Source organism: Klebsiella sp. GFKo11, assembly GCF_056490265.1.
In genome coordinates this window covers 4169819-4191773 of the sequence record NZ_CM151369.1, presented here as the reverse complement: position 1 = coordinate 4191773, position 21955 = coordinate 4169819, and the positions used below count along the sequence as shown (strand labels likewise).

Below are 21955 nucleotides of genomic sequence, written 5' to 3'. Positions count from 1 at the left end.
GTTATGACAAACGAAGCACTGACCACCTTTATTACCGACTACATCGCCTCTCGAAGGCAACCCAAATTAGAAGCCTTCGAAAAAGAGGCGGCAAAACGGCTGGCTCAGGGTGAAGACGCCAGCGCGATTGCGCAGGAGCGCCAAGACCTTGAAGTAAAATATCAGCCGCGCAGCTGGCTAACGGATGCGGCAAGACGGGCAGGGCAAATCAGCCTTGTCACCCATGCGGCGAAGTTCACCCACGGCGACTCAAAAAGCAGCAGCATTTACCGCAAAACGCCGGGCGATGAGGGCTATTTAAGCACCGCAGCGTTACCTCAGCTCTCCGCCGATGCGGTCGGAAACGCAGCAGCCCTGGATGTGGCAAAACTGCTGCAAACCAATGTGGATGGCGACTCGCTGCTGGCGTGCCTGAAACGCGGTGAACATCGTCCGCTGATGGCTTTTGCCGAAAACGAAGCTCAACTGGCGCAGTGGGTTGCTGGGTTTAATCAGGCGTTAATTCCGGCTCAACCCTCTTCGCATAAACTCGCCAAACAGATCTATTTTCCCGTTGGTGAGGGTTATCACCTGTTGTCCCCGCTGTTTGCCACGTCTCTGGCCCAGGCGATGCATGAAAAGATGGTCGCAGCGCGATTTGGCGAAGAGGCAAAAGCGGTGCGTGAGGCTCACCGGGCTGGCAAATGGCATGAGCAGCCCGATGTGCGCTATACCAATCTTGCCGAAATGCATTTTGGCGGCACCAAGCCGCAGAATATTTCTGCGCTAAACAGCTCGCGCGGTGGGCGGGTCTGGCTGCTGGCGTCGCAACCGCCTAAGTGGAGGACGCTGGAAAGCGCGCCGAAAAATATGGCTAATCTCTTTGCGCTACGCGGGGTCTTTAACCGCGCTGCATCCGGGATTGTTTCGCAAATGGTTTTTCTGTTGAAAGAGAATGCCGATAAAAATAATCGCCATATTCGCGGTGCACGAGCGAGATACGTCGACGAACTTATCGATCTGCTGTTTATGCATGCCTCCACTTTCCAGCAGGAAGAGTGGCAGGGCTGGAGCGACAACAGCCCTGATTTACCCCTTCATCAGCAGCTTTGGCTCGATCCTTGGCGCGGTGAAATAGACGAAACCTTTCGCCTTGAGCGTGAAAAAGGTGACTGGCAATTACATGTCGCGGATGATTTTGCGCGCTGGCTGAATCAGCGTCTGAACAAAGCGCGTCTGGATGTCGGTATTGTGGAACGTCGGGAATGGCGAACCCAATCGCTATTTCGCAAGCGGATGCGCGAAATGGAAGCTATTGTGCAGGAGGCGCTGAAATGAGTTACCTGGTTTTATTGCCCCATGTACGTGTTGAGAATGCCAATGCGGTATCCGGACTGACCTGGGGTTTCCCGGCGATGACCCACTTTCTGGGCTACGTTCACGCACTTTCCCGTAAGGTTAACGCCGGGTATCGCGTGCGATTCACAGGCTGTGCGGTTATCAGTCATGAACAACATGTCCAGGCTTATACCTCCGGGCGGGACTACCAGTTTGCGTTAACCCGCAACCCGCTGACCAAAGAGGGAAAAACGGCCTCTTTTAACGAAGAGGGGCGAATGCACCTCACGGTCTCCCTGCTGATTGAGTGTCAGGGGGAGATAACCAATGGCGATTATGGCAAAACTGCACTGTGTTCAGACCTGAAAATGCTCTGTCAGAGCCAGAAGCTGGCGGGGGGAAGCATTGTCAGTATGCGCGATCCGCAGATATTTCATGCACCTGATAATGAACAGCAACTGCGTCAGATCCTCTGGCGGCTAATGCCGGGTTTTGCGCTCTACGATCGCAGCGAATGGTTGATGGAGCATCATGATGCACGACGACAGCAGCACCCGGAAAGCACTTTACTGGATGCCTGGCTGGATTTTGCCGCAATCAAATATCAAGCCGTACCGCTGGCAGAAGGGGATAGTGCGCGCTGGGACTATCAACCCAAACCCATGCCGGGCTACCTGGTACCGCTGATGTGCGGGTATCAGCGCATTTCTCAACTGTATGCTCCCGGCGAGGTTGGCAACGTTCGCGATACGACGACGCCCTTTGCGTTCGCTGAGGCCGTTTATGGCGTAGGTGAATGGCGCGGGCTACATCGCGTAGCCGATATTCAGCCGCTTTTCTGGCGCTATCGCACGAAGGACACAGGCTACTACTGTTCTGCTACGCCTGTTGCTGATGATTTTACGTTCAATGAAGACGACGATTTCGAATAAGGACATAACTATGGCAAAGGCCCCTGTATCTGTAAAAACGGCTTCCGTACTGGCATTTGAGCGCAAGCTCGCTACCTCCGATGCAATGATGTATGCGGGGAACTGGCAGAGTGAATGCTGGAAACCGATCGACGTTCAGGAAAAAGCGGTTCGCGGAACCATCTCGAACCGACTTAAAAATGCGATCGCCAGCGATCCGACAAAATTGGATGCTGAGATCCAAAAAGCAAACCTGCAGCGTGTAGACACGGCAGCGTTACCCGCCGATGCCGACACCTTGAAAGTGGTTTTTACCCTACGCGTGCTGGGCAATTTATCTACGCCATCAGTATGTAACGACATGGCTTACCAGGATGCGCTTCAGCAGGTGATTGAGGGCTACGTGAGCGAGCAGGGGTTTGCTGAACTGGCTCGTCGTTACGCCGCTAACCTCGCCAACGGACGTTTTCTGTGGCGCAACCGTATTGGCGCTGAACAGGTTCAGGTTAGCGTGAGCGCGCAAGAGCAGACGTGGGTATTTAACAGTCATGACTACTCGCTGCGTGAGTTCGGGCAGGACGATGCGGCGGTCACCTCTCTCTCTGCGTTAATTGAAAAAGGGCTTCGTGGCCAGGAATGGGTAATGCTAACGGTCACCGCTCAGGTTCGTCTGGGGGCAGGACAAGAGGTCTTCCCATCACAAGAGCTGGTGCTGGATAGCAACAGCAGTAAAAGCCGTGTGCTGTATCAGGTTGCGGGTATTGCCGGGATCCACTCGCAAAAAATCGGTAATGCATTGCGCACCATTGATACCTGGCACCCTAAAGTTGACGAACTGGGGGCGATTGCGGTGGAGCCGTACGGCTCGGTGACCAGCCGCGGTGTAGCCTGTCGTCAGCCGAAGGATAAGATGGATTTTTACACCCTGCTGGATAATTGGGTGACAAAGGGCGTTAAGCCGGATGTTGAACAACAGCATTACGTGATGGCGGTTCTCATCCGCGGTGGCGTATTTGGTGAGAAAAGCGAATAAGGAGCCGCCGTGGACTATTTCATGGATATCCGCGTTTTACCTGACCCTGAATTTGGCGAGGAGATGCTTATGGCCGCCCTATTTGCAAAGCTACACCGTGCTTTAGGGGCCAGTGGTCGGGGTGATATTGGCGTAAGTTTTCCTGAATTCTCAATAAAACCAGGGCCATTATTACGCTTACATGGTGAGGAATCTGCACTGTCTGAGCTTGAAGAAACGCTCTGGCGCAAGGGGCTAAATGATTATTGTCAGAGCGGGAGAGTGATGCCGGTACCCGAGATAAAAGGCTGGCGATGCGTCAGCCGGGTGCAGGTAAAAAGCAGCCCCGAACGGCTAATGCGCCGTTCAGTGAAAAAAGGCTGGCTGACGCAGGATGAAGCGGATGCGCGATTGCTTACCATGCGGGAACAGTCGACAACGCTTCCGTGGCTGAATATGAAAAGTCTCTCTAATGGACAGATGTTCCCGCTGTTTGTTTGTCACGGTGAACTGAGGGGGCTGCGCGTGTCAGGAAAATTTAGCAGCTACGGGCTAAGTAACGTCGCGACTATCCCCTGGTTTTAGCGCTGCCGTTGGCGAGGGATGGGAATCAACCGGCGCTACGCAGAATTCCTCGCTGGGTAATCAGAAAACCCTTTTTTAGAACGTGATGCTATGTTGTTGATTTTAAATGACAGCTATGCACTGGTCAGAAAAGGGTTTATTGGGTAAATGTGGGTGTTTTTTATTTAAATCAAATGGTTGTTGCTAAATTGCTCCAGTTCACTGCCGTACAGGCAGCTTAGAAACCAGAAACCCTCCGTAAACAAGCTGAAGCTCTGTTCACTGCCGTACAGGCAGCTTAGAAAACGGACATACGCTTCACCTGGCTATCGTCTTCGTTCACTGCCGTACAGGCAGCTTAGAAATCGCCGCTCCAGTAGTATGCGCGCCCCTGGTAGTTCACTGCCGTACAGGCAGCTTAGAAAGCCCGAGAGCGGCGGCGGCTGTATCAAGATATGTTCACTGCCGTACAGGCAGCTTAGAAACCAACAATGCCAGATTCTCGTTTTACGAGGCCGTTCACTGCCGTACAGGCAGCTTAGAAATCGTGAGTACAACGGATCGCCCATTCACGAGAGTTCACTGCCGTACAGGCAGCTTAGAAAAAAATTCGCAAAGAATTTGGAAACAATCCTGAGTTCACTGCCGTACAGGCAGCTTAGAAAGTGCCGTTAACCGACACCCGGCCCAGCAGCGCGTTCACTGCCGTAAAGGCAGCTTAGAAAAGCATTCAGCATTGCCGGTGTCAGTTTTCGGTGTTCACTGCCGTACAGGCAGTCTGGAAAAAGCGCAAATATCGCGATTCCGGAATCGGTATTACAACTGACAAAAACTGAGGGTGAGGAAATGAGGCTTGAATAGCAGAAATGAAAAGGCCGGGAAATATCCCGGCCTTCAGCATCTGGCGCCTTAGGGGCGAAAACGATCAGCGACTACGGAAGACAATGCGGCCTTTGCTCAGGTCGTACGGGGTCAGCTCAACAGTCACTTTGTCGCCCGTCAGAATGCGGATGTAGTTTTTACGCATTTTACCGGAAATATGCGCAGTTACCACGTGACCGTTTTCCAGTTCTACGCGGAACATTGTGTTAGGCAACGTGTCAAGTACGGTGCCCTGCATTTCAATATTGTCTTCTTTGGCCATCTAGTCCTCTGGGGTATCACTACCGTAGTTTTGAACCGGCAAGATAATGCCGAAGTTCAGCAAGTAAGTAAAGTTTTACGTCAAATCGCCGAAGTAGTTTTGGCGTATTGCCCGGAATTCACGCGGATAAACCGCATGACAGGCGCAAACGTAAAGGGGAGTGACAGAACGATGGGCGTTATCTGACTCTTATTATTCCCAAACGGCGGCGGGGCAACAGGCAGAAGCTACTCTACCGCGCAATTATACCATCCCAACAAAAAATGTGCTGAAAACATTTATACTTCGCCCGCAAATAGCATCCGAGGCACCCAAAATCGCTCTGGAAGACGATAAGTTCGCAGTACAGAGAGATAATCCAGATAATCGCGGCGGGGAATTTCTACCGCGCCCAACGAGGCCGTATGATTATTGAGCACCTGGCAATCAATTAATTTTCCGCCATCCTGCATAAACGCCTGGCTAAATACCAGCAGCGCGGTTTTAGAGGCATTTTCCGCACGGCTAAACATCGACTCACCGCAAAAGAGTGCGCCCTGCGCTACGCCATACATACCGCCGACCAGCTCATCTCCTTGCCATACTTCAATAGAGTGGGCATGGCCTAGCTCATGAAGTTGGTGATAGGCCTGAACGATAGCGGGCGTTATCCATGTCCCCTCATCGCGATAGTCGGCGCAGCCTTCAATCACCTGCCCAAAAGCGTGATTCAGAGTGACACGATACGGTGAGCGCTGGTGAAAGCGCTTCATGCTGCGGCTGAGGTGAAATTTCTCCGGCCACAGTACCGCACGAGGGTCTGGCGACCACCATAAAATGGGATCGCCGGGCGAAAACCAGGGAAAAATACCGCGCTGATAGGCCATAAGTAAACGCGCCGGGCTGAGATCGCCGCCTAGCGCTAATAAGCCATTGGGTTCGCGCAGTGCGCCTTCCGGCGAAGGGAAGGCGATGGAATGATGAGAGAGCTGAACCAGCCGCATTTTTACCTCAACACATTAGGCGATGATTCAATAGTAGCCTACAGGCGCTGCTTAAACTGGTAGTAACGCCCCTGTTCAGCCAGCAGTTCTGCGTGACTACCTTGCTCAATAATTTTGCCGTTGTCCATGACTATTATCTGATTAAAACGCGCCAATCCGCGCAGTCGGTGGGTAACCATCAACACGGTTTTGTCACGCATCACTTCGGCCAGTAAATCAAGGATTTGGCTTTCTGTCGTCGCGTCGAGGCCTTCGGTTGGTTCGTCAAGCAGCATGAGCGGCGCATCATGTAACAGGGCCCTGGCGATAGCCAGCCTACGCAATTCGCCGCCGGAAAGTTGACGTCCGCCTTCACCCAGCCAGCTATTGAGGCCGCTGTCTTCCAGTAATTTCCCCAGGCCAACGCGCTCCAGCGTTTCTGAAAGCTGTGCATCGCTGGACTGCGGCGATGCCAGCAGCAGGTTGTCACGCAGCGTGGCGCTAAACAGATGCACGCGCTGCGGCACGACGCTCATTGCCTGACGCAACGTTGTCTCATCAAGCTGAGTTAGCGGCTGATGGTTGAGTAAAATTTCACCCTGAGCCGGATCCCAGGCGCGGGTCAGTAGCTGTAATAGAGTCGATTTACCGCAGCCGGTGCGGCCCAGAATGGCGATATGTTCCCCGGCCTTGACCTGCAGTGAAACATTATCCAGCGCAGGGGAGGGTTGCTGTGGATAGCTGAAGGTAACCTGATTTAAGGTTAACGCGACCTGCTCCAGCTTCTGACCTTCACCTTGCGTAAAGGTCACTTCCGGCTCTTGCTCGGTAATTTGCGTGATGCGTTTTGCCGAGGCGATAACCTGTCCCATATGCTGAAATGCACCGGTTACTGGCGCTAACGCTTCGAATGCCGCCAGCGCACAGAAGACAAACAAGGCAATTAGCGCGCCAGGCTGAGTATTACCGCCGACGCCCGCCGAGGCGAGCCATAGCATAGCGATGATCGCAATTCCGCCAATCAGCAGCATTAACGCCTGGGAGAGTGCGGTAAGTTCTGCCTGGCGACGCTGTGCATCCTGCCAGCGGACTTCGGTTTTCTCCATCTGCTCCCGGTAGCGATCGCTGGCATTGAACAGCATCAGTTCAGCCTGGCCTTGAAGCCATGCAGTGAGCTGCTGTCGATACTGGCCACGCAGCTGGGTCATACTTTCACCTGCGGGTTTACCGGCGCGATAGAACAGCGGTGGCAGTACCAGTAGGGTGATCAGCATAATGCCGCCGAGGGTCAGGGCCAGCGGCACATCCAGTACGCTCAGACCCGCAGTTACCACCAGGATCACCACCAGGGCACCCACCAGCGGCGATATCACGCGCAAATAGAGATGGTCCAGAGTATCGACGTCGGCAACGACCCGGTTGAGCAGTTCGCCCTGACGAAAACGAGCCAGTCCGGCGGGGGAGAGCGGCAGAAGTTTACTGAAGGTAAATACGCGCAGATGCTGGAGAACACGGAAGGTGGCGTCGTGGCTGACCAGACGCTCGAAGTAGCGTCCTGCGGTACGAATAATAGCCGCGCCGCGTACACCAGCGGCAGGCAGCATATAGTTAAAACTGTAGATGCCTGCCACGCCGACAACGGCGGATGCCGACAGGAACCAGCCCGAGAGCGTCAGCAAACCAATGCTGGCCAGCAGCGTAACGATCGCCAGTACAACGCCGAGCATCAGCAGCCATTTGTGCCGTTTGTAGAGCGCCAGGTAAGGCAATAATGCGCGCATTTAAATCTCCTCCTGACGGTGAGCGAGCAGGGTAGCAAAAGGGCCACCTGCGGTTGCCAACTGCGAATAACGGCCCTGCTCGACAATTTGGCCATCCTGCATAACCCAGATGGCGTCCCAATTTGCCAGGCCTTCCAGTTGATGGGTCACCATCAACGTGGTTTGTTGGGTTGAGGCATTGGTGAGGGCCTGCATCACTCGTTGTTCACTATGCGCATCAAGGCTGGCGGCGGGTTCATCCAGCAGCAGCATACGGCAAGGAACCAGCAGCGCGCGCGCAACTGCGACACGCTGGGCTTGCCCAACAGACAAACGACCGGCCTGATCGCCGACAGTAGTATTAATGCCCTGGGGCAGGAGAGAGACAAATTCGCTGACCCAGGCCTTATCCAGCGCCAGTTGAAGCTGGGCCTCTGTGGCTTCGGGCCATGCCAACAGAACGTTTTCGCGCAGCGTTGCAGCGGGTAACTGTGGGTTTTGTCCAACCCAGCTCAGAAGGCGCCGCCAGCGGTCGGCGTCCAGGGTATGTAGCTCAACGCCATTGACTTTGAGAGACCCCTCATAGGGAAGAAAACCAGTCAAGGTATTGAGAAGAGAACTTTTGCCGGAGCCGCTTTGACCAACCAGGACCACGCGCTCACCTGCGCGCAATGAAAAGTTCAGCGGCCCGGCCAGCACTTTACCTTCAGGCGATTTAATCACCAGATCGCGCGCTTCAAGGCTCACCATTTCATTGTCGCTCAATACTTTTTCACCACGCTCGGCCTGTGCCAGCGGTGCTTCCATAAAGGTTTTCAGGCTATCCGCAGCGCCAATGGCCTGTGCTTTTGCGTGATAGAAAGTGCCTAAATCGCGCAGCGGCTGGAAAAATTCTGGGGCCAAAATTAACGCCAGAAAGCCGGACATTAAGGTCACGCCGACGCCGTAATGGCCAAAATTGAGCTCCCCAAGGTAGGAGAAACCAAAGTAGACAGCGACGAGAGCGATAGAGAGCGAGGTGAAAAACTCCAGTACGCCGGAAGAGAGAAAGGCCAGACGCAGCACTTCCATCGTCCGTTGGCGGAAATCCTGGGAGGCTTCACGAATATTGTCCGTTTCTGCTTCGCCGCGATGAAAAATTCGCAGCGTTTCCATCCCTCTCAGGCGGTCGAGGAAATGGCCGCTTAATCGCGCCAGAGCAAGGAAGTTACGCCGATTGGCATCAGCCGCCCCCATTCCCACCAGCGCCATAAACAGCGGAATAAGCGGCGCGGTACCCAGCAGAATGAGCGCCGCAGCCCAGTTAATCGGGAAAATGGTGATGACAATTAATAACGGCACGCAGGCTGCCAGCGTCATCTGTGGCAAATAACGCGCATAGTAGTCATGCATATCGTCAATTTGTTCAAGAATCAGCGTGGCCCAACTTCCCGCGGGTTTGCCCTGAATCCATGCCGGGCCTGCTTGCTGCAGACGATCCAGAACCTGGCGGCGGATCTCAACGCGGATGTGTTGCCCAGCTTGAAAGCCGACTCGTTCGCGCAGCCATACCACCCAGGCACGAAGCACGATGGTCAGCGCTAGCAACGTAAAGGGCAGCAACAGCGCCGTGGCGGGGATATTTTCCATGATCATACGATGGAGTATCCGCGCGAGGAACCAGGCCTGGGCAACGATCAGCAGACCGCTAATGACACCGAGTGCACGGGAAATCATCAACCAGCGACGGGAGATAATACTTTGATCTTTTAACCAACGGGTTAACTCTTGTTGACGGGTTTTATTCATTGCGCGCTTAGCAGGTGTAGTTATGAGTTTTTTGGGCTCGGCAATGTTACAACGGGGCAAAAATAAAGGCGACTTTTCGTCGCCTTCTTTACCTTTGTTACTGACTTGTAAAGATTATTTACAAGCGTCGGCTAAACCATCCAGATAACGCTCGGCATCCAGCGCGGCCATACAGCCTGTACCGGCTGAAGTAATGGCCTGACGATAGATATGATCCATCACGTCACCGGCAGCGAAGACGCCCGGAATACTGGTCTGAGTTGCATTACCGTGGATACCGGACTGAACTTTGATGTAGCCGTTTTCCAGCTCCAGTTGACCTGCAAAAATTGCTGTGTTCGGACTGTGGCCGATAGCGACGAACAGCCCCGCGACTTCCAGCGATTCAACATTGTCAGTATTCTGCGTATCGCGCAGGCGAAGACCGCTCACGCCCATCTGATCGCCCGTCACCTCTTCTAGCGTACGGTGGGTATGCAGCACGATATTGCCACTTGCCACTTTATCCATCAGGCGCTTGATAAGGATTTTTTCCGCACGGAAGCCGTCACGGCGGTGGATCAGGTGGACTTCGGAAGCGATGTTAGACAGATACAGTGCTTCTTCTACTGCGGTATTGCCGCCGCCGATAACGGCAACTTTCTGGTTGCGATAGAAGAAGCCGTCGCAGGTGGCGCAGGCGGAAACGCCGCGGCCTTTAAAGGCTTCTTCGGATGGCAGTCCCAGATAGCGCGCAGACGCACCGGTAGCGATAATCAGCGCATCGCAGGTATATTCGCCGCTGTCACCCACCAGGCGGAATGGACGGTTTTGCAGATCGACGCTGTTGATATGATCGAAAATAATTTCGGTCTCAAACTTGGTTGCGTGTTCGTGCATGCGCTCCATCAGCAGCGGTCCGGTCAGATCGCTTGGATCGCCAGGCCAGTTTTCCACTTCCGTCGTGGTGGTCAGCTGACCGCCTTTTTCCATCCCGGTAATCAGTACCGGCTGAAGATTTGCGCGCGCTGCGTAGACCGCAGCGGTATATCCCGCAGGTCCAGAACCAAGAATAAGCAGTTTACTGTGTTTGGCCGTGCCCATGAGAACCCCGTAATTTATTGGCATACATGTGCTGGATTGTAGGGAATTTGTTGTCGTAAAAAAAGAGCGCAGCGGTTTTGTTAACGATATGTGCAATAGAAGCTGCCGATGAATTGGCGATTTAACGAACGAAGAATATAACTAATTCTACTGTCAGCGGGACAATTATAAGAGGAAAACATGAGAATCAACGGGGGAGGATAATGAATATCTGGCATCTTGTACTAAAAATCGATGTTTTGCTTTGACAATCCCCTGTGCTTTTGCGAAAACATTCATGGAAGAAGAAAAGCAGTGTTTCGCGTGTGGCGAATTTTCATGCACGCAAATGCCATTTTTATCCGGGTCAGCGAAATCTACGCATGGTGTGGACAGACGCCATGCGTGATGTCGGTGGCTGCCTTCAGGCAACGGACTTCTCACGTACCCCTGGGTTACCCAATGTCGTACGGGTAATAACAGGATGGACTCTGGCAGTGAAGGCCAGGGTCAGAACAGGAGTAGGGAAGGAATACAGAGAGACAATAATAATGGTAGATAGCAAGAAGCGCCCTGGCAAAGATCTCGACCGCATCGATCGTAATATTTTGAATGAATTGCAAAAAGACGGGCGTATTTCCAACGTCGAGCTTTCTAAACGGGTGGGACTTTCTCCGACGCCTTGCCTTGAGCGTGTGCGTCGACTGGAAAGACAGGGTTTTATTCAGGGCTATACAGCGCTGCTCAACCCGCATTATCTGGATGCATCACTTCTGGTATTTGTTGAGATTACTCTGAATCGTGGCGCGCCGGATGTGTTTGAGCAATTTAACTCCGCTGTGCAAAAACTTGAAGAAATTCAAGAGTGTCATCTGGTATCCGGAGATTTCGACTATCTGTTGAAAACCCGCGTACCGGATATGTCAGCGTATCGTAAGTTACTGGGCGAGACCTTGCTGCGCCTACCGGGCGTAAATGACACCCGTACCTACGTGGTAATGGAAGAAGTCAAGCAAAGTAATCGTCTGGTAATCAAGACGCGCTAACACGGAACAGGTGCAAAATCGACGTAGTTTGATTACACTCCTGTTAATCCATACAGCAACAGTGCCGGGGAGACCCGGCACTGTTGTCCGTTTTAGCTGCAGGCAGGAAACAGCCTGATACCTGGAGAGCCTTTCTTGAGCCAGGAATACACTGAAGACAAAGAAGTCAAATTTACAAAGCTTAGTAGTGGGCGTCGACTCCTTGAGGCGTTACTCATTCTTTGCTCCCTTTTTGCCATCTGGTTGATGGCGGCCTTACTCAGCTTTAATCCCTCGGATCCGAGCTGGTCACAAACTGCATGGCATGAACCTATTCATAACATAGGTGGGATACCAGGCGCCTGGCTTGCCGATACGCTATTTTTCATTTTTGGCGTAATGGCATACACCATCCCGGTCATCATCATCGGTGGCTGCTGGTTTGCATGGCGTCATCAGGAAAACGACGAATATATCGACTACTTCGCCGTGTCATTACGCTTGATTGGCGCATTAGCACTGATCCTCACCTCGTGTGGGCTGGCGGCCATTAATGCTGATGATATCTGGTATTTCGCCTCTGGTGGCGTGATTGGTAGCCTGCTGAGCACCACGTTAAAGCCGTTGCTCCACAGCAGCGGTGGGACGATCGCGCTGCTATGCATCTGGGCGGCTGGTCTGACGCTGTTTACCGGCTGGTCCTGGGTTAGCATCGCTGAAAAGCTAGGCGGCGCGATCCTTTCGGTGTTAACTTTCGCCAGCAACCGTACCCGTCGCGACGATACCTGGGTCGATGAAGGGGAATATGAAGATGATGAAGATGAATATGAAGACGATGATTCTGCGAAACCGCAAGAGTCGCGTCGTGCACGAATTTTACGTAGCGCTTTAGCACGCCGTCAGCGCCTGGCTGAGAAGTTTTCCAACCCGATGGGGCGCAAGACCGATGCGGCGTTGTTCTCCGGCAGGCGTATGGATGATGCCGAAGAAGACGTTCAGTACAGCGCTAGCGGCGCACCCGTGGCGGCTGAAGACGTACTTTTCTCTGGATCCAGCGCTGCGCGTCCGGCGGATGCTGATGATGTACTATTTTCTGGCGCTAGCGCGGCACGGCCGGGTGATTTTGACCCATACGATCCGCTACTGAATGGCCACAGCGTTGCCGACCCGGTTGCAACCGCTGCATTGGCAACCAGCGCGCCGCAACCGTGGGCTGAACCGGTGGCAGGACATGAGGCCCAGCCAACGTATCAATCCGAACCTGCTTACCAGCCACAGCATGCGTATCAGCCGGAACAGGCCCCAATGCAGCAGCCAGCTTATCAGCCTGAGCCCGCTTACCAGCCGCAGAACGTGTATCAGCCGGAACAGGCCCCGATGCAGCAGCCAGCTTATCAGCCTGAGCCCGCTTACCAGCCGCAGCATGCATATCAGCCTGAACAGGCCCCGATGCAGCAGCCAGCTTATCAGCCTGAGCCCGCTTACCAGCCGCAGCATGCATATCAGCCGGAACAGGCCCCAATACAGCAGCCAGCTTATCAGCCTGAGCCCGCTTACCAGCCGCAGCATGCATATCAGCCGGAACAGGCCCCGATGCAGCAGCCAGCTTATCAGCCTGAGCCCGCTTACCAGCCGCAGCATGCATATCAGCCGGAACAGGCCCCGATGCAGCAACCAGCTTATCAGCCTGAGCCGTACGCTCCCGCTCCTGTCGTGGAGCCTGAGGCCCCGCAAGAGGAAGTGAAGCCGCAGCGTCCGCCTATGTATTACTTTGAAGAGGTTGAAGAGAAGCGCGCGCGTGAACGTGAACAGCTTGCAGCGTGGTATCAGCCCATTCCAGAGCCTGTTAGTCCGGTAGCGACAAAACCGATCGCTCCGCCAACGCCATCGCCGGTTGATGCCGCAGCAGTCAGCACGCTGGCTGCAGGCGTCCATCAAGCAACTGGCGCAGGTGCCGCTAGCTCTGTGGTGGCTTCCGCCGCATCTGCGGCGTCCAGCGCTGCGCCGTTATTTAGCCCCGTCTCTGGTGGTCCTCGCGTGCAGGTAAAAGAGGGCATAGGTCCGAAATTGCCGCGCCCAAATCGTGTTCGTGTGCCAACGCGTCGTGAGCTCGCCTCCTATGGCATTAAACTGCCATCGCAACGAATGGCTGAGGAACGTGCTCGTCAGGCTGAGCACCAGCACTACGATGATGAGCCATTAACCGATGAAGAAGTTGCTGAACTTGAGCAGGGTGAACTGGCGCGTCAGTTTGCCGCCTCTCAAAACCAGCGTTATAGCGAAACCTACGGTGCTGACGTTGCAGATGAAGTAGACGATGATGAAGATTCTGTCGCTGAGGCCGAACTCGCTCGTCAGTTTGCTGCGACTCAGCAGCAGCGCTATGCAAGCGAACAACCACCGGGTTCTCATCCGTTCTCTCCGGCAGATTATGAATTTTCGCCGATGAAAGCGTTAGTTGATGATACGCCGAGCGAGCCGATGTTCACGCCGATGCCGGAAGTGCAACAGCCTGCTCATCAGTATCAGCAGCCAATCCAGCATCAACAACCTGTACATCATGCGGCACATCCGCAGATGCCTCAGCAACAGATGCCGCCTCAGCCTGTGCAGCAGCAGGTTTATCAGCCGGTTCAACAGCAACCGGTACAGCATCCGCAAATGGCTCCTCAGATGACGCAGGTTCCCGGTGGTTATCCGCAGCAGCCTGCGCCTCAGAGTCATGTGGCGCAACAGCCAGTACCACAGCCGCAGGAAAGTCTGATTCATCCGCTGTTGATGCGTAATGGCGATAGCCGTCCGCTACAAAAACCGACTACGTTACTGCCGTCTTTAGATCTGCTGACGCCGCCGCCGTCTGAAGTTGAGCCAGTCGATACTTTCGCGCTGGAGCAAATGGCGCGGCTGGTCGAAGCACGTCTGGCTGATTTCCGTATCAAAGCCGATGTGGTGAACTACTCGCCAGGCCCGGTTATCACCCGCTTTGAGCTGAATCTGGCTCCTGGGGTGAAAGCAGCGCGAATTTCCAACTTGTCGCGAGATTTGGCGCGTTCGCTGTCTACCGCCGCTGTGCGCGTCGTGGAAGTTATTCCAGGCAAGCCTTACGTGGGTCTGGAACTGCCGAACAAAAAGCGTCAGACCGTTTACCTGCGCGAAGTGTTGGATTGTGCGAAATTCCGCGACAATCCTTCGCCGCTGACCGTTGTTCTGGGTAAAGACATTGCAGGCGATCCGGTTACCGCTGATTTGGCAAAAATGCCGCACCTGCTGGTCGCCGGTACCACCGGTTCCGGTAAATCGGTCGGGGTCAACGCCATGATCCTCAGCATGCTCTATAAAGCGCAGCCGGAAGATGTGAAATTCATCATGATCGACCCGAAAATGCTAGAGCTGTCGGTTTATGAAGGGATCCCGCATCTGTTGACGGAAGTCGTTACGGATATGAAAGATGCAGCCAACGCACTGCGCTGGAGCGTTAATGAGATGGAGCGTCGTTATAAGCTCATGTCTGCTCTGGGCGTGCGCAACCTGGCGGGCTACAACGAGAAAATTGCTGAAGCCGCACGCATGGGACGGCCAATTCCTGATCCGTACTGGAAACCCGGCGATAGCATGGATGCCACCCATCCGGTGCTGAAAAAAGAGCCTTATATTGTGGTTCTGGTCGATGAATTTGCTGACTTGATGATGACCGTTGGCAAGAAAGTGGAGGAGCTGATTGCTCGTCTGGCGCAGAAGGCGCGTGCCGCAGGGATTCATCTGGTACTGGCGACCCAGCGTCCTTCAGTTGACGTTATTACCGGCCTTATCAAAGCGAACATTCCGACGCGTATTGCCTTTACCGTGTCGAGTAAAATTGACTCGCGCACCATCCTTGACCAGGGCGGAGCGGAATCACTGCTGGGTATGGGTGATATGCTCTATTCGGCACCAAACTCGACGATCCCAGTGCGTGTTCATGGTGCCTTTGTTCGCGACGAGGAAGTGCATGCTGTGGTTCAGGACTGGAAAGCTCGTGGACGTCCGCAGTATGTTGATGGAATTACCTCCGATAGCGAGAGCGAAGGCAGCGGCGGTGGCTACGAGGGCGGCGAAGAGCTTGATCCGCTATTCGATCAGGCCGTCAACTTTGTAACGGAAAAACGCAAAGCCTCTATTTCCGGGGTGCAGCGTCAGTTCCGCATCGGCTATAACCGTGCTGCGCGTATCATCGAACAGATGGAAGCTCAGGGCATTGTTAGCGAACAAGGTCATAATGGTAACCGTGAAGTGCTGGCTCCGCCGCCTTTCGAGTAACGGCAAAGTTGGGTAAATAAGTGAAAATCAGCCTGTTCTGCTGTTACGCCGCCGTTGGTGGTCCTACATTAGGAGCAGAAGAGGCTCCCGCGTCGGGAGTGACGCACATTAAGGAATAACAATGAAAAAACTCGCAATCACCTGTGCATTACTGTCCGGTTTTGTCGTAAGCCAGGTATGGGCGGATGCCGCCAGCGATTTAAAAAGCCGCCTTGATAAAGTGAGCAGTTTCCACTCCAGCTTCACGCAGAAAGTGACCGATGGTAGCGGCAATGCCGTGCAGGACGGGCAGGGTGACCTGTGGGTCAAGCGCCCAAATCTATTCAACTGGCATATGACTCAGCCGGATGAAAGCGTGCTGGTTTCTGATGGTAAAACCCTGTGGTTCTACAACCCATTTGTCGAGCAGGCTACCGCCACCTGGCTGAAAGACGCCACCAGCAACACGCCGTTTATGCTGATTGCCCGTAACCAGTCCAGCGACTGGCAGAACTACAACATCAAACAGAATGGTGATGATTTTGTTCTGACGCCGAAAAACGGCAGTGGTAACCTGAAGCAGTTCACCATCAACGTCGGCCGTGACGGTACGATTCATCAGTTCAGCGCCGTGGAACAGGACGATCAACGCAGCAGCTATCAGCTGAAATCGCAACAAAATGGTGCTATCGACGCATCTAAGTTCACCTTTACGCCGCCGCAAGGGGTTACGGTGGACGATCAACGTAAGTAGAGGCGAATGTGGGCAATCTGTCGCTCGATTTTTCCGACAACGCATTTCAACCACTGGCCGCCCGTATGCGGCCAGAAAATTTAGCACAGTACATTGGCCAGCAGCATCTGCTGGCAACCGGTAAGCCGTTGCCGAGGGCAATTGAAGCCGGTCATCTGCACTCCATGATCCTGTGGGGACCGCCGGGTACCGGAAAAACTACGCTGGCTGAGGTCATTGCCCGCTATGCCAGCGCCGACGTAGAACGCATCTCGGCAGTGACCTCCGGCGTGAAAGAGATCCGTGAGGCCATCGAGCGGGCGCGTCAAAACCGCAACGCAGGCCGCCGCACGATCCTGTTTGTCGACGAAGTTCACCGTTTCAATAAAAGCCAGCAGGATGCTTTTCTGCCGCATATTGAAGACGGGACCATCACCTTTATCGGCGCGACAACGGAAAACCCTTCCTTTGAACTCAACTCTGCACTGCTATCCCGCGCACGTGTTTATTTGCTGAAATCGTTAACCAGCGATGATATTGAGCAGGTGCTTCACCAGGCAATGAGTGACAAGACGCGCGGCTACGGCGGGCAAAATATCGTTCTGCCGGACGAGACGCGCAAGGCCATTGCCGATCTGGTAAACGGTGATGCGCGCCGGGCGCTGAATACTCTGGAAATGATGGCCGATATGGCCGAAACCGATGCTTCCGGTAATCGAGTGCTGAACGTTGAGTTGTTGACTGAAATTGCCGGAGAACGCAGCGCGCGGTTCGATAATAAAGGCGACCGTTTCTACGATTTAATCTCCGCACTACACAAATCGGTTCGCGGGAGCGCACCGGACGCGGCCCTGTACTGGTATGCACGAATTATTACTGCCGGTGGCGATCCGCTGTATGTGGCTCGGCGCTGTCTGGCGATTGCTTCGGAAGACGTCGGCAATGCCGACCCGCGGGCGATGCAGGTCGCCATTTCCGCCTGGGACTGCTTCACCCGCGTCGGCCCGGCTGAAGGCGAGCGGGCGATTGCGCAGGCGATTGTCTATCTTGCCTGCGCGCCAAAAAGCAACGCGGTTTACACGGCATTTAAAGCGGCGATGGCTGATGCTCGCGAGCGCCCTGACTATGATGTACCGGTGCATTTGCGTAATGCACCAACTAAACTGATGAAAGAAATGGGCTACGGGCAAGAGTATCGCTATGCGCACGATGAACCCAATGCTTATGCCGCGGGAGAGCAGTATTTCCCGCAGGAAATGGCACAAACACGCTATTATCAGCCGACAAACCGGGGCCTGGAAGGCAAAATAGGCGAAAAGCTCGCCTGGTTAACCGAACAGGATCAAAATAGCCCGATAAAACGCTACCGATAATTGGGGCGTTGCGGTAAGGTTGTCACAATATTTCCGTGGTCGCATCTGCGGCCATTTTTCTTTATTAATTCGATAAGCACAGGATAAGCATGCTCGATCCCAATCTGCTGCGTACCGAGCCAGACGCAGTCGCAGAAAAACTGGCACGCCGGGGCTATAAGCTGGATGTAGATAAACTTCGCGCTCTGGAAGAGCGTCGTAAAGTTCTGCAGGTTCAAACTGAAAACCTGCAGGCGGAGCGCAACTCCCGATCGAAATCCATAGGCCAGGCGAAAGCGCGTGGGGAAGATATCGAGCCATTACGCCTGGAAGTGAATAAGCTCGGTGAACAGCTCGATGCTGCGAAGGCCGAACTGGATACACTACTAGCGGAAATCCGTGATATCGCGCTGACTATCCCTAATATCCCGCACGACGATGTTCCGGCCGGTCGCGATGAAAACGATAACGTTGAAGTTAGCCGCTGGGGTACGCCGCGTGAGTTTGATTTTGACGTTCGCGATCACGTGACGCTGGGCGAAATGCACGGAGGCCTGGATTTTGCCGCCGCCGTGAAGCTGACCGGTTCCCGTTTTGTGGTGATGAAAGGCCAACTGGCTCGCCTGCATCGCGCGCTGGCGCAGTTTATGCTGGACCTGCACACTGAACAGCACGGTTATAGTGAAAACTATGTTCCGTACCTGGTTAACCAGGAGACGCTGTACGGTACGGGTCAGTTGCCGAAGTTCGCCGGTGACCTGTTCCACACTCGTCCGCTGGAAGAAGAAGCGGACAGCAGCAACTACGCGTTGATCCCGACGGCGGAAGTCCCGCTGACCAACCTGGTTCGTGATGAGATCATCGACGAAGACGATCTGCCGATCAAAATGACCGCGCATACGCCGTGCTTCCGCTCCGAAGCGGGCTCCTACGGTCGTGACACTCGCGGCCTGATTCGTATGCACCAGTTCGACAAAGTTGAAATGGTACAGATCGTGCGTCCGGAAGATTCAATGGTAGCGCTGGAAGAAATGACCGGGCATGCGGAAAAAGTTCTGCAATTGCTGGGTCTGCCGTATCGTAAAGTGGCTTTGTGCACTGGTGATATGGGCTTTAGTGCATGCAAAACCTACGATCTGGAAGTGTGGGTTCCGGCGCAGAACACCTACCGCGAAATTTCTTCCTGCTCCAACGTCGGGGATTTCCAGGCGCGTCGCATGCAGGCTCGCTGCCGCAGCAAGTCTGATAAGAAAACTCGCCTGGTGCACACGCTGAACGGCTCTGGCCTGGCGGTCGGACGCACGCTGGTCGCCCTGATGGAGAACTATCAGCAGACTGATGGCCGCATTGAGATCCCGGAAATTCTGCGCCCATATATGCGCGGCCTCGAATTCATCGGCTGATTTTCGATAATCGTCCTAAAAGCGCCTTCAGGCGCTTTTTTTTTACCCCCTTCTTGATACCGGGCAATAATCGCCTCAGTGAATACGAAGATACTCCCTTTGGATTAACCAGTATAAAAAACTAATAAAGGCTAATTTCGTTATATATTAATCTATATAGCGGTTTTCAGTTAATTGTGAGCAACCAAAGCGAGTATCTATGAAAACCAAAACCCCCGATGCTTTACTGGCTGCCGAGGTGAGCCGGCGTGGTTTAATGAAAACCACGGCGATTGGCGGGCTGGCGATGGCCAGTAGCGCTTTTACCTTACCCTTCGCGCGCATTGCCTGTGCTGCGGACACCCAAATTCCTGTTAGCGAAACGGTCACCTGGAGCGCCTGTACGGTTAACTGTGGTAGCCGCTGTCCGCTGCGTATGCATGTGGTTGATGGCGAAATCAAATATGTCGAGACCGATAATCTCGGCGATGATAACTATGATGGTCTGCACCAGGTTCGCGCCTGTCTGCGCGGTCGCTCGATGCGTCGGCGCGTCTATAATCCCGATCGCCTGAAATATCCGATGAAGCGCGTTGGCAAACGTGGTGAAGGTAAGTTTGAGCGCATCAGTTGGGAGGAAGCGTTCGATACTATTGCCAGCAATATGCAGCGCTTGATTAAAGACTACGGTAACGAATCGATCTATCTGAACTACGGTACCGGAACACTGGGTGGTACCTTGACGCGTTCCTGGCCACCGGGGAAAACCCTGATTGCCCGCCTGATGAATTGCTGCGGCGGTTATCTCAATCATTACGGCGACTACTCTACCGCACAAATTGCCGCGGGCCTGAATTACACCTACGGCGGCTGGGCTGATGGCAATAGCCCTTCGGATATCGAAAACAGTAAGCTAGTGGTGCTGTTTGGCAACAACCCCGGTGAAACCCGAATGAGCGGCGGCGGGGTGACCTACTACCTGGAGCAGGCGCGAGAGAAATCTAATGCCCGGCTGATCATTATCGATCCTCGCTACACCGATACCGGCGCCGGACGTGAAGACGAGTGGATCCCCATCCGACCTGGTACTGATGCCGCACTGATTTCCGCGCTAGCGTGGGTGATGATTAGCGAAAATCTCGTTGATCAGCCTTTCCTGGATAAGTACTGCGTAGGCTATGACGAGAAAACGTTGCCGGAAGGTGCGCCAGCCAATGGCCACTATAAGGCCTATATTCTCGGTCAGGGCAAAGATGGTATTGCGAAAACCCCTGAGTGGGCGTCGACGATTACCGGCATCCCGCAGGCGCGTATTGTGCAACTGGCGCGTGAGATTGCTGGTGCCAAGCCTGCCTACATTTCTCAGGGCTGGGGCCCGCAGCGTCACGCCAACGGTGAGCTGGTTTCCCGCGCAATCTCTATGCTGGCAATTTTGACGGGCAACGTAGGGATCAACGGCGGGAATACCGGTGCACGTGAAGGTTCATATTCGCTGCCATTTGAGCGCATGCCAACGCTGAACAACCCGATCGAGACCAGCATTTCCATGTTTATGTGGACCGATGCTATTGAACGCGGGACCGAAATGACCGCGCTGCGCGACGGCGTGCGCGGCAAAGATAAGCTCGATGTGCCCATCAAAATGGTCTGGAACTATGCCGGTAACTGCCTGGTTAACCAGCACTCAGAAATTAACCGCACCCATGAGATCCTGCAGGATGACAAAAAGTGCGAGATGATCGTGGTCATCGATTGCCATATGACCTCGTCGGCGAAATATGCCGATATTCTGCTGCCGGATTGTACGGCTTCGGAACAGATGGATTTTGCCCTGGATGCTTCCTGCGGCAACATGTCTTACGTTATTTTTGCCGACCAGGCGATCAAACCTCGCTTTGAGTGCAAGACCATCTACGACATGACGACGGAACTGGCAAAACGCATGGGCGTTGAGCAACAGTTTACGGAAGGGCGTACTCAGGAAGAGTGGTTACGTCATCTCTATGAGCAATCCCGTAAAGCGATTCCTGAGCTATTGCCGTTTGATGAATTCCGTAAACAAGGAATGTTCAAACAGCGCGATCCTGAAGGGCATCACGTAGCCTACAAGGCTTTCCGCGAGGATCCAGTGGCTAACCCGTTAACCACTCCGTCAGGGAAAATAGAGATTTACTCTGCACAGCTAGCGGAGATTGCCGCGACCTGGGAGCTAAAAGAAGAAGACGTTATCGATCCGCTGCCGATCTATAGCCCAGGGTTCGAAAACTATAACGATCCTTTGACTAAAAATTATCCGCTACAACTTACCGGTTTCCACTACAAAGCGCGCACCCACTCAACCTATGGCAACGTTGATGTACTGCAAGCCGCTTGCCGTCAGGAGATGTGGATTAACCCACTCGATGCGAAGAAACGCGGGATCGCCAATGGCGAACGTATCCGCATTTTCAACGACCGTGGTGAAGTGCATATCGAAGCTAAAGTGACACCGCGAATGATGCCTGGCGTTGTCGCGTTGGGAGAGGGGGCCTGGTACAACCCGGATGCAGGTCGCGTGGATCAGGCGGGCAGCATTAACGTGCTGACCACCCAACGCCCGTCGCCGCTGGCGAAAGGCAACCCATCGCATACCAACCTTGTCCAGGTTGAAAAGCTGTAAGGAGTGACC

General features: G+C 54.0%; 15 protein-coding genes and 1 CRISPR repeat array. Of the genes, 10 read left to right on the top strand and 5 right to left on the bottom strand.

The features are described 5' to 3' along the window. The first annotated feature begins 3 nt into the window (after nucleotides 1–3). From csy1 to cas6f, 4 genes are read left to right on the top strand one after another with little or no spacing between them, the layout of a single operon-like run. Nucleotides 4–1317, top strand: a complete 1314-nt coding sequence (csy1, locus tag AC07P6_RS20360) for a type I-F CRISPR-associated protein Csy1 (protein ID WP_478314412.1) — start codon at nucleotides 4–6, stop codon at nucleotides 1315–1317. Continuing rightward, entirely contained in the window at nucleotides 1314–2249 is a 936-nt protein-coding gene (csy2, locus tag AC07P6_RS20355) for a type I-F CRISPR-associated protein Csy2 (RefSeq protein ID WP_478314410.1), read from the top strand. Before csy1 ends, csy2 begins: the two co-directional genes overlap by 4 nt. 10 nt (nucleotides 2250–2259) lie before the next feature. Further along, entirely contained in the window at nucleotides 2260–3261 is a 1002-nt protein-coding gene (csy3, locus tag AC07P6_RS20350) for a type I-F CRISPR-associated protein Csy3 (RefSeq protein WP_478314408.1), read from the top strand. 9 nt (nucleotides 3262–3270) lie between these two features. Further along, nucleotides 3271–3825 (top strand): type I-F CRISPR-associated endoribonuclease Cas6/Csy4, encoded by a 555-nt coding sequence (gene cas6f, locus AC07P6_RS20345; RefSeq protein WP_478314407.1) that lies wholly within the window; start codon nucleotides 3271–3273, stop codon nucleotides 3823–3825. A 196-nt stretch (nucleotides 3826–4021) separates the two neighbouring features. Continuing rightward, nucleotides 4022–4589: a CRISPR direct-repeat array (repeat unit 28 nt; unit sequence GTTCACTGCCGTACAGGCAGCTTAGAAA). A 140-nt stretch (nucleotides 4590–4729) separates the two neighbouring features. On the opposite strand, the gene infA is transcribed toward cas6f, so the two are convergent. The 5 genes from infA to trxB all read right to left on the bottom strand — a co-directional run bounded on the left by infA (nucleotide 4730) and on the right by trxB (nucleotide 10541). Then, nucleotides 4730–4948, bottom strand: a complete 219-nt coding sequence (infA, locus tag AC07P6_RS20340) for a translation initiation factor IF-1 (protein ID WP_002211347.1) — start codon at nucleotides 4946–4948, stop codon at nucleotides 4730–4732. A gap of 278 nt (nucleotides 4949–5226) precedes the next feature. Further along, nucleotides 5227–5931, bottom strand: a complete 705-nt coding sequence (gene aat, locus AC07P6_RS20335; protein ID WP_478314405.1) for a leucyl/phenylalanyl-tRNA--protein transferase — start codon at nucleotides 5929–5931, stop codon at nucleotides 5227–5229. A gap of 38 nt (nucleotides 5932–5969) precedes the next feature. Further along, nucleotides 5970–7691 (bottom strand): heme ABC transporter ATP-binding protein/permease CydC, encoded by a 1722-nt coding sequence (gene cydC / locus AC07P6_RS20330; protein WP_434659515.1) that lies wholly within the window; start codon nucleotides 7689–7691, stop codon nucleotides 5970–5972. After that, nucleotides 7692–9458, bottom strand: coding sequence for a heme ABC transporter permease/ATP-binding protein CydD (gene cydD, locus AC07P6_RS20325; protein ID WP_434659513.1), 1767 nt, complete (start codon nucleotides 9456–9458; stop codon nucleotides 7692–7694). Between the two features lie 114 nt (nucleotides 9459–9572). Continuing rightward, the gene (gene trxB, locus AC07P6_RS20320; RefSeq protein ID WP_182237584.1) at nucleotides 9573–10541 is read right to left on the bottom strand and encodes a thioredoxin-disulfide reductase; all 969 of its coding nucleotides are present in this window, start codon (nucleotides 10539–10541) and stop codon (nucleotides 9573–9575) included. 530 nt (nucleotides 10542–11071) lie between these two features. On the opposite strand from trxB, the gene lrp reads away from it, so the two are divergent. From lrp to dmsA, 6 genes are all read left to right on the top strand, one after another. After that, on the top strand, nucleotides 11072–11566 hold the full coding sequence (lrp, locus tag AC07P6_RS20315) for a leucine-responsive transcriptional regulator Lrp (protein ID WP_002439523.1): 495 nt from the start codon (nucleotides 11072–11074) through the stop codon (nucleotides 11564–11566). A gap of 135 nt (nucleotides 11567–11701) precedes the next feature. Continuing rightward, the gene (ftsK, locus tag AC07P6_RS20310) at nucleotides 11702–15841 is read left to right on the top strand and encodes a DNA translocase FtsK (protein WP_478314404.1); all 4140 of its coding nucleotides are present in this window, start codon (nucleotides 11702–11704) and stop codon (nucleotides 15839–15841) included. 121 nt (nucleotides 15842–15962) lie between these two features. Then, a complete protein-coding gene (lolA, locus tag AC07P6_RS20305) occupies nucleotides 15963–16574 on the top strand; it encodes an outer membrane lipoprotein periplasmic chaperone LolA (protein WP_110275200.1) in 612 nt (203 codons plus the stop codon). 8 nt (nucleotides 16575–16582) lie between these two features. Then, nucleotides 16583–17926 (top strand): replication-associated recombination protein RarA, encoded by a 1344-nt coding sequence (gene rarA / locus AC07P6_RS20300; protein ID WP_182237588.1) that lies wholly within the window; start codon nucleotides 16583–16585, stop codon nucleotides 17924–17926. 89 nt (nucleotides 17927–18015) lie between these two features. Beyond that, nucleotides 18016–19308, top strand: a complete 1293-nt coding sequence (serS, locus tag AC07P6_RS20295; RefSeq protein WP_182237590.1) for a serine--tRNA ligase — start codon at nucleotides 18016–18018, stop codon at nucleotides 19306–19308. Nucleotides 19309–19507: 199 nt separating this feature from the next. After that, on the top strand, nucleotides 19508–21946 hold the full coding sequence (gene dmsA, locus AC07P6_RS20290) for a dimethylsulfoxide reductase subunit A (RefSeq protein WP_478314402.1): 2439 nt from the start codon (nucleotides 19508–19510) through the stop codon (nucleotides 21944–21946). The last annotated feature ends 9 nt before the right edge of the window (nucleotides 21947–21955 follow it).

Excerpts from the sequence above, each read along its gene's own strand:
- cydD (WP_434659513.1), bottom strand. The coding sequence starts at position 9,458 with ATGAATAAAACCCGTCAACAAGAGTTAACCCGTTGGTTAAAAGATCAA.
- aat (WP_478314405.1), bottom strand. The coding sequence starts at position 5,931 with ATGCGGCTGGTTCAGCTCTCTCATCATTCCATCGCCTTCCCTTCGCCG.
- serS (WP_182237590.1), top strand. The coding sequence starts at position 18,016 with ATGCTCGATCCCAATCTGCTGCGTACCGAGCCAGACGCAGTCGCAGAA.
- csy2 (WP_478314410.1), top strand. The coding sequence starts at position 1,314 with ATGAGTTACCTGGTTTTATTGCCCCATGTACGTGTTGAGAATGCCAAT.
- cydC (WP_434659515.1), bottom strand. The coding sequence starts at position 7,691 with ATGCGCGCATTATTGCCTTACCTGGCGCTCTACAAACGGCACAAATGG.
- infA (WP_002211347.1), bottom strand. The coding sequence starts at position 4,948 with ATGGCCAAAGAAGACAATATTGAAATGCAGGGCACCGTACTTGACACG.
- csy1 (WP_478314412.1), top strand. The coding sequence starts at position 4 with ATGACAAACGAAGCACTGACCACCTTTATTACCGACTACATCGCCTCT.
- trxB (WP_182237584.1), bottom strand. The coding sequence starts at position 10,541 with ATGGGCACGGCCAAACACAGTAAACTGCTTATTCTTGGTTCTGGACCT.
- lrp (WP_002439523.1), top strand. The coding sequence starts at position 11,072 with ATGGTAGATAGCAAGAAGCGCCCTGGCAAAGATCTCGACCGCATCGAT.
- lolA (WP_110275200.1), top strand. The coding sequence starts at position 15,963 with ATGAAAAAACTCGCAATCACCTGTGCATTACTGTCCGGTTTTGTCGTA.
- csy3 (WP_478314408.1), top strand. The coding sequence starts at position 2,260 with ATGGCAAAGGCCCCTGTATCTGTAAAAACGGCTTCCGTACTGGCATTT.
- dmsA (WP_478314402.1), top strand. The coding sequence starts at position 19,508 with ATGAAAACCAAAACCCCCGATGCTTTACTGGCTGCCGAGGTGAGCCGG.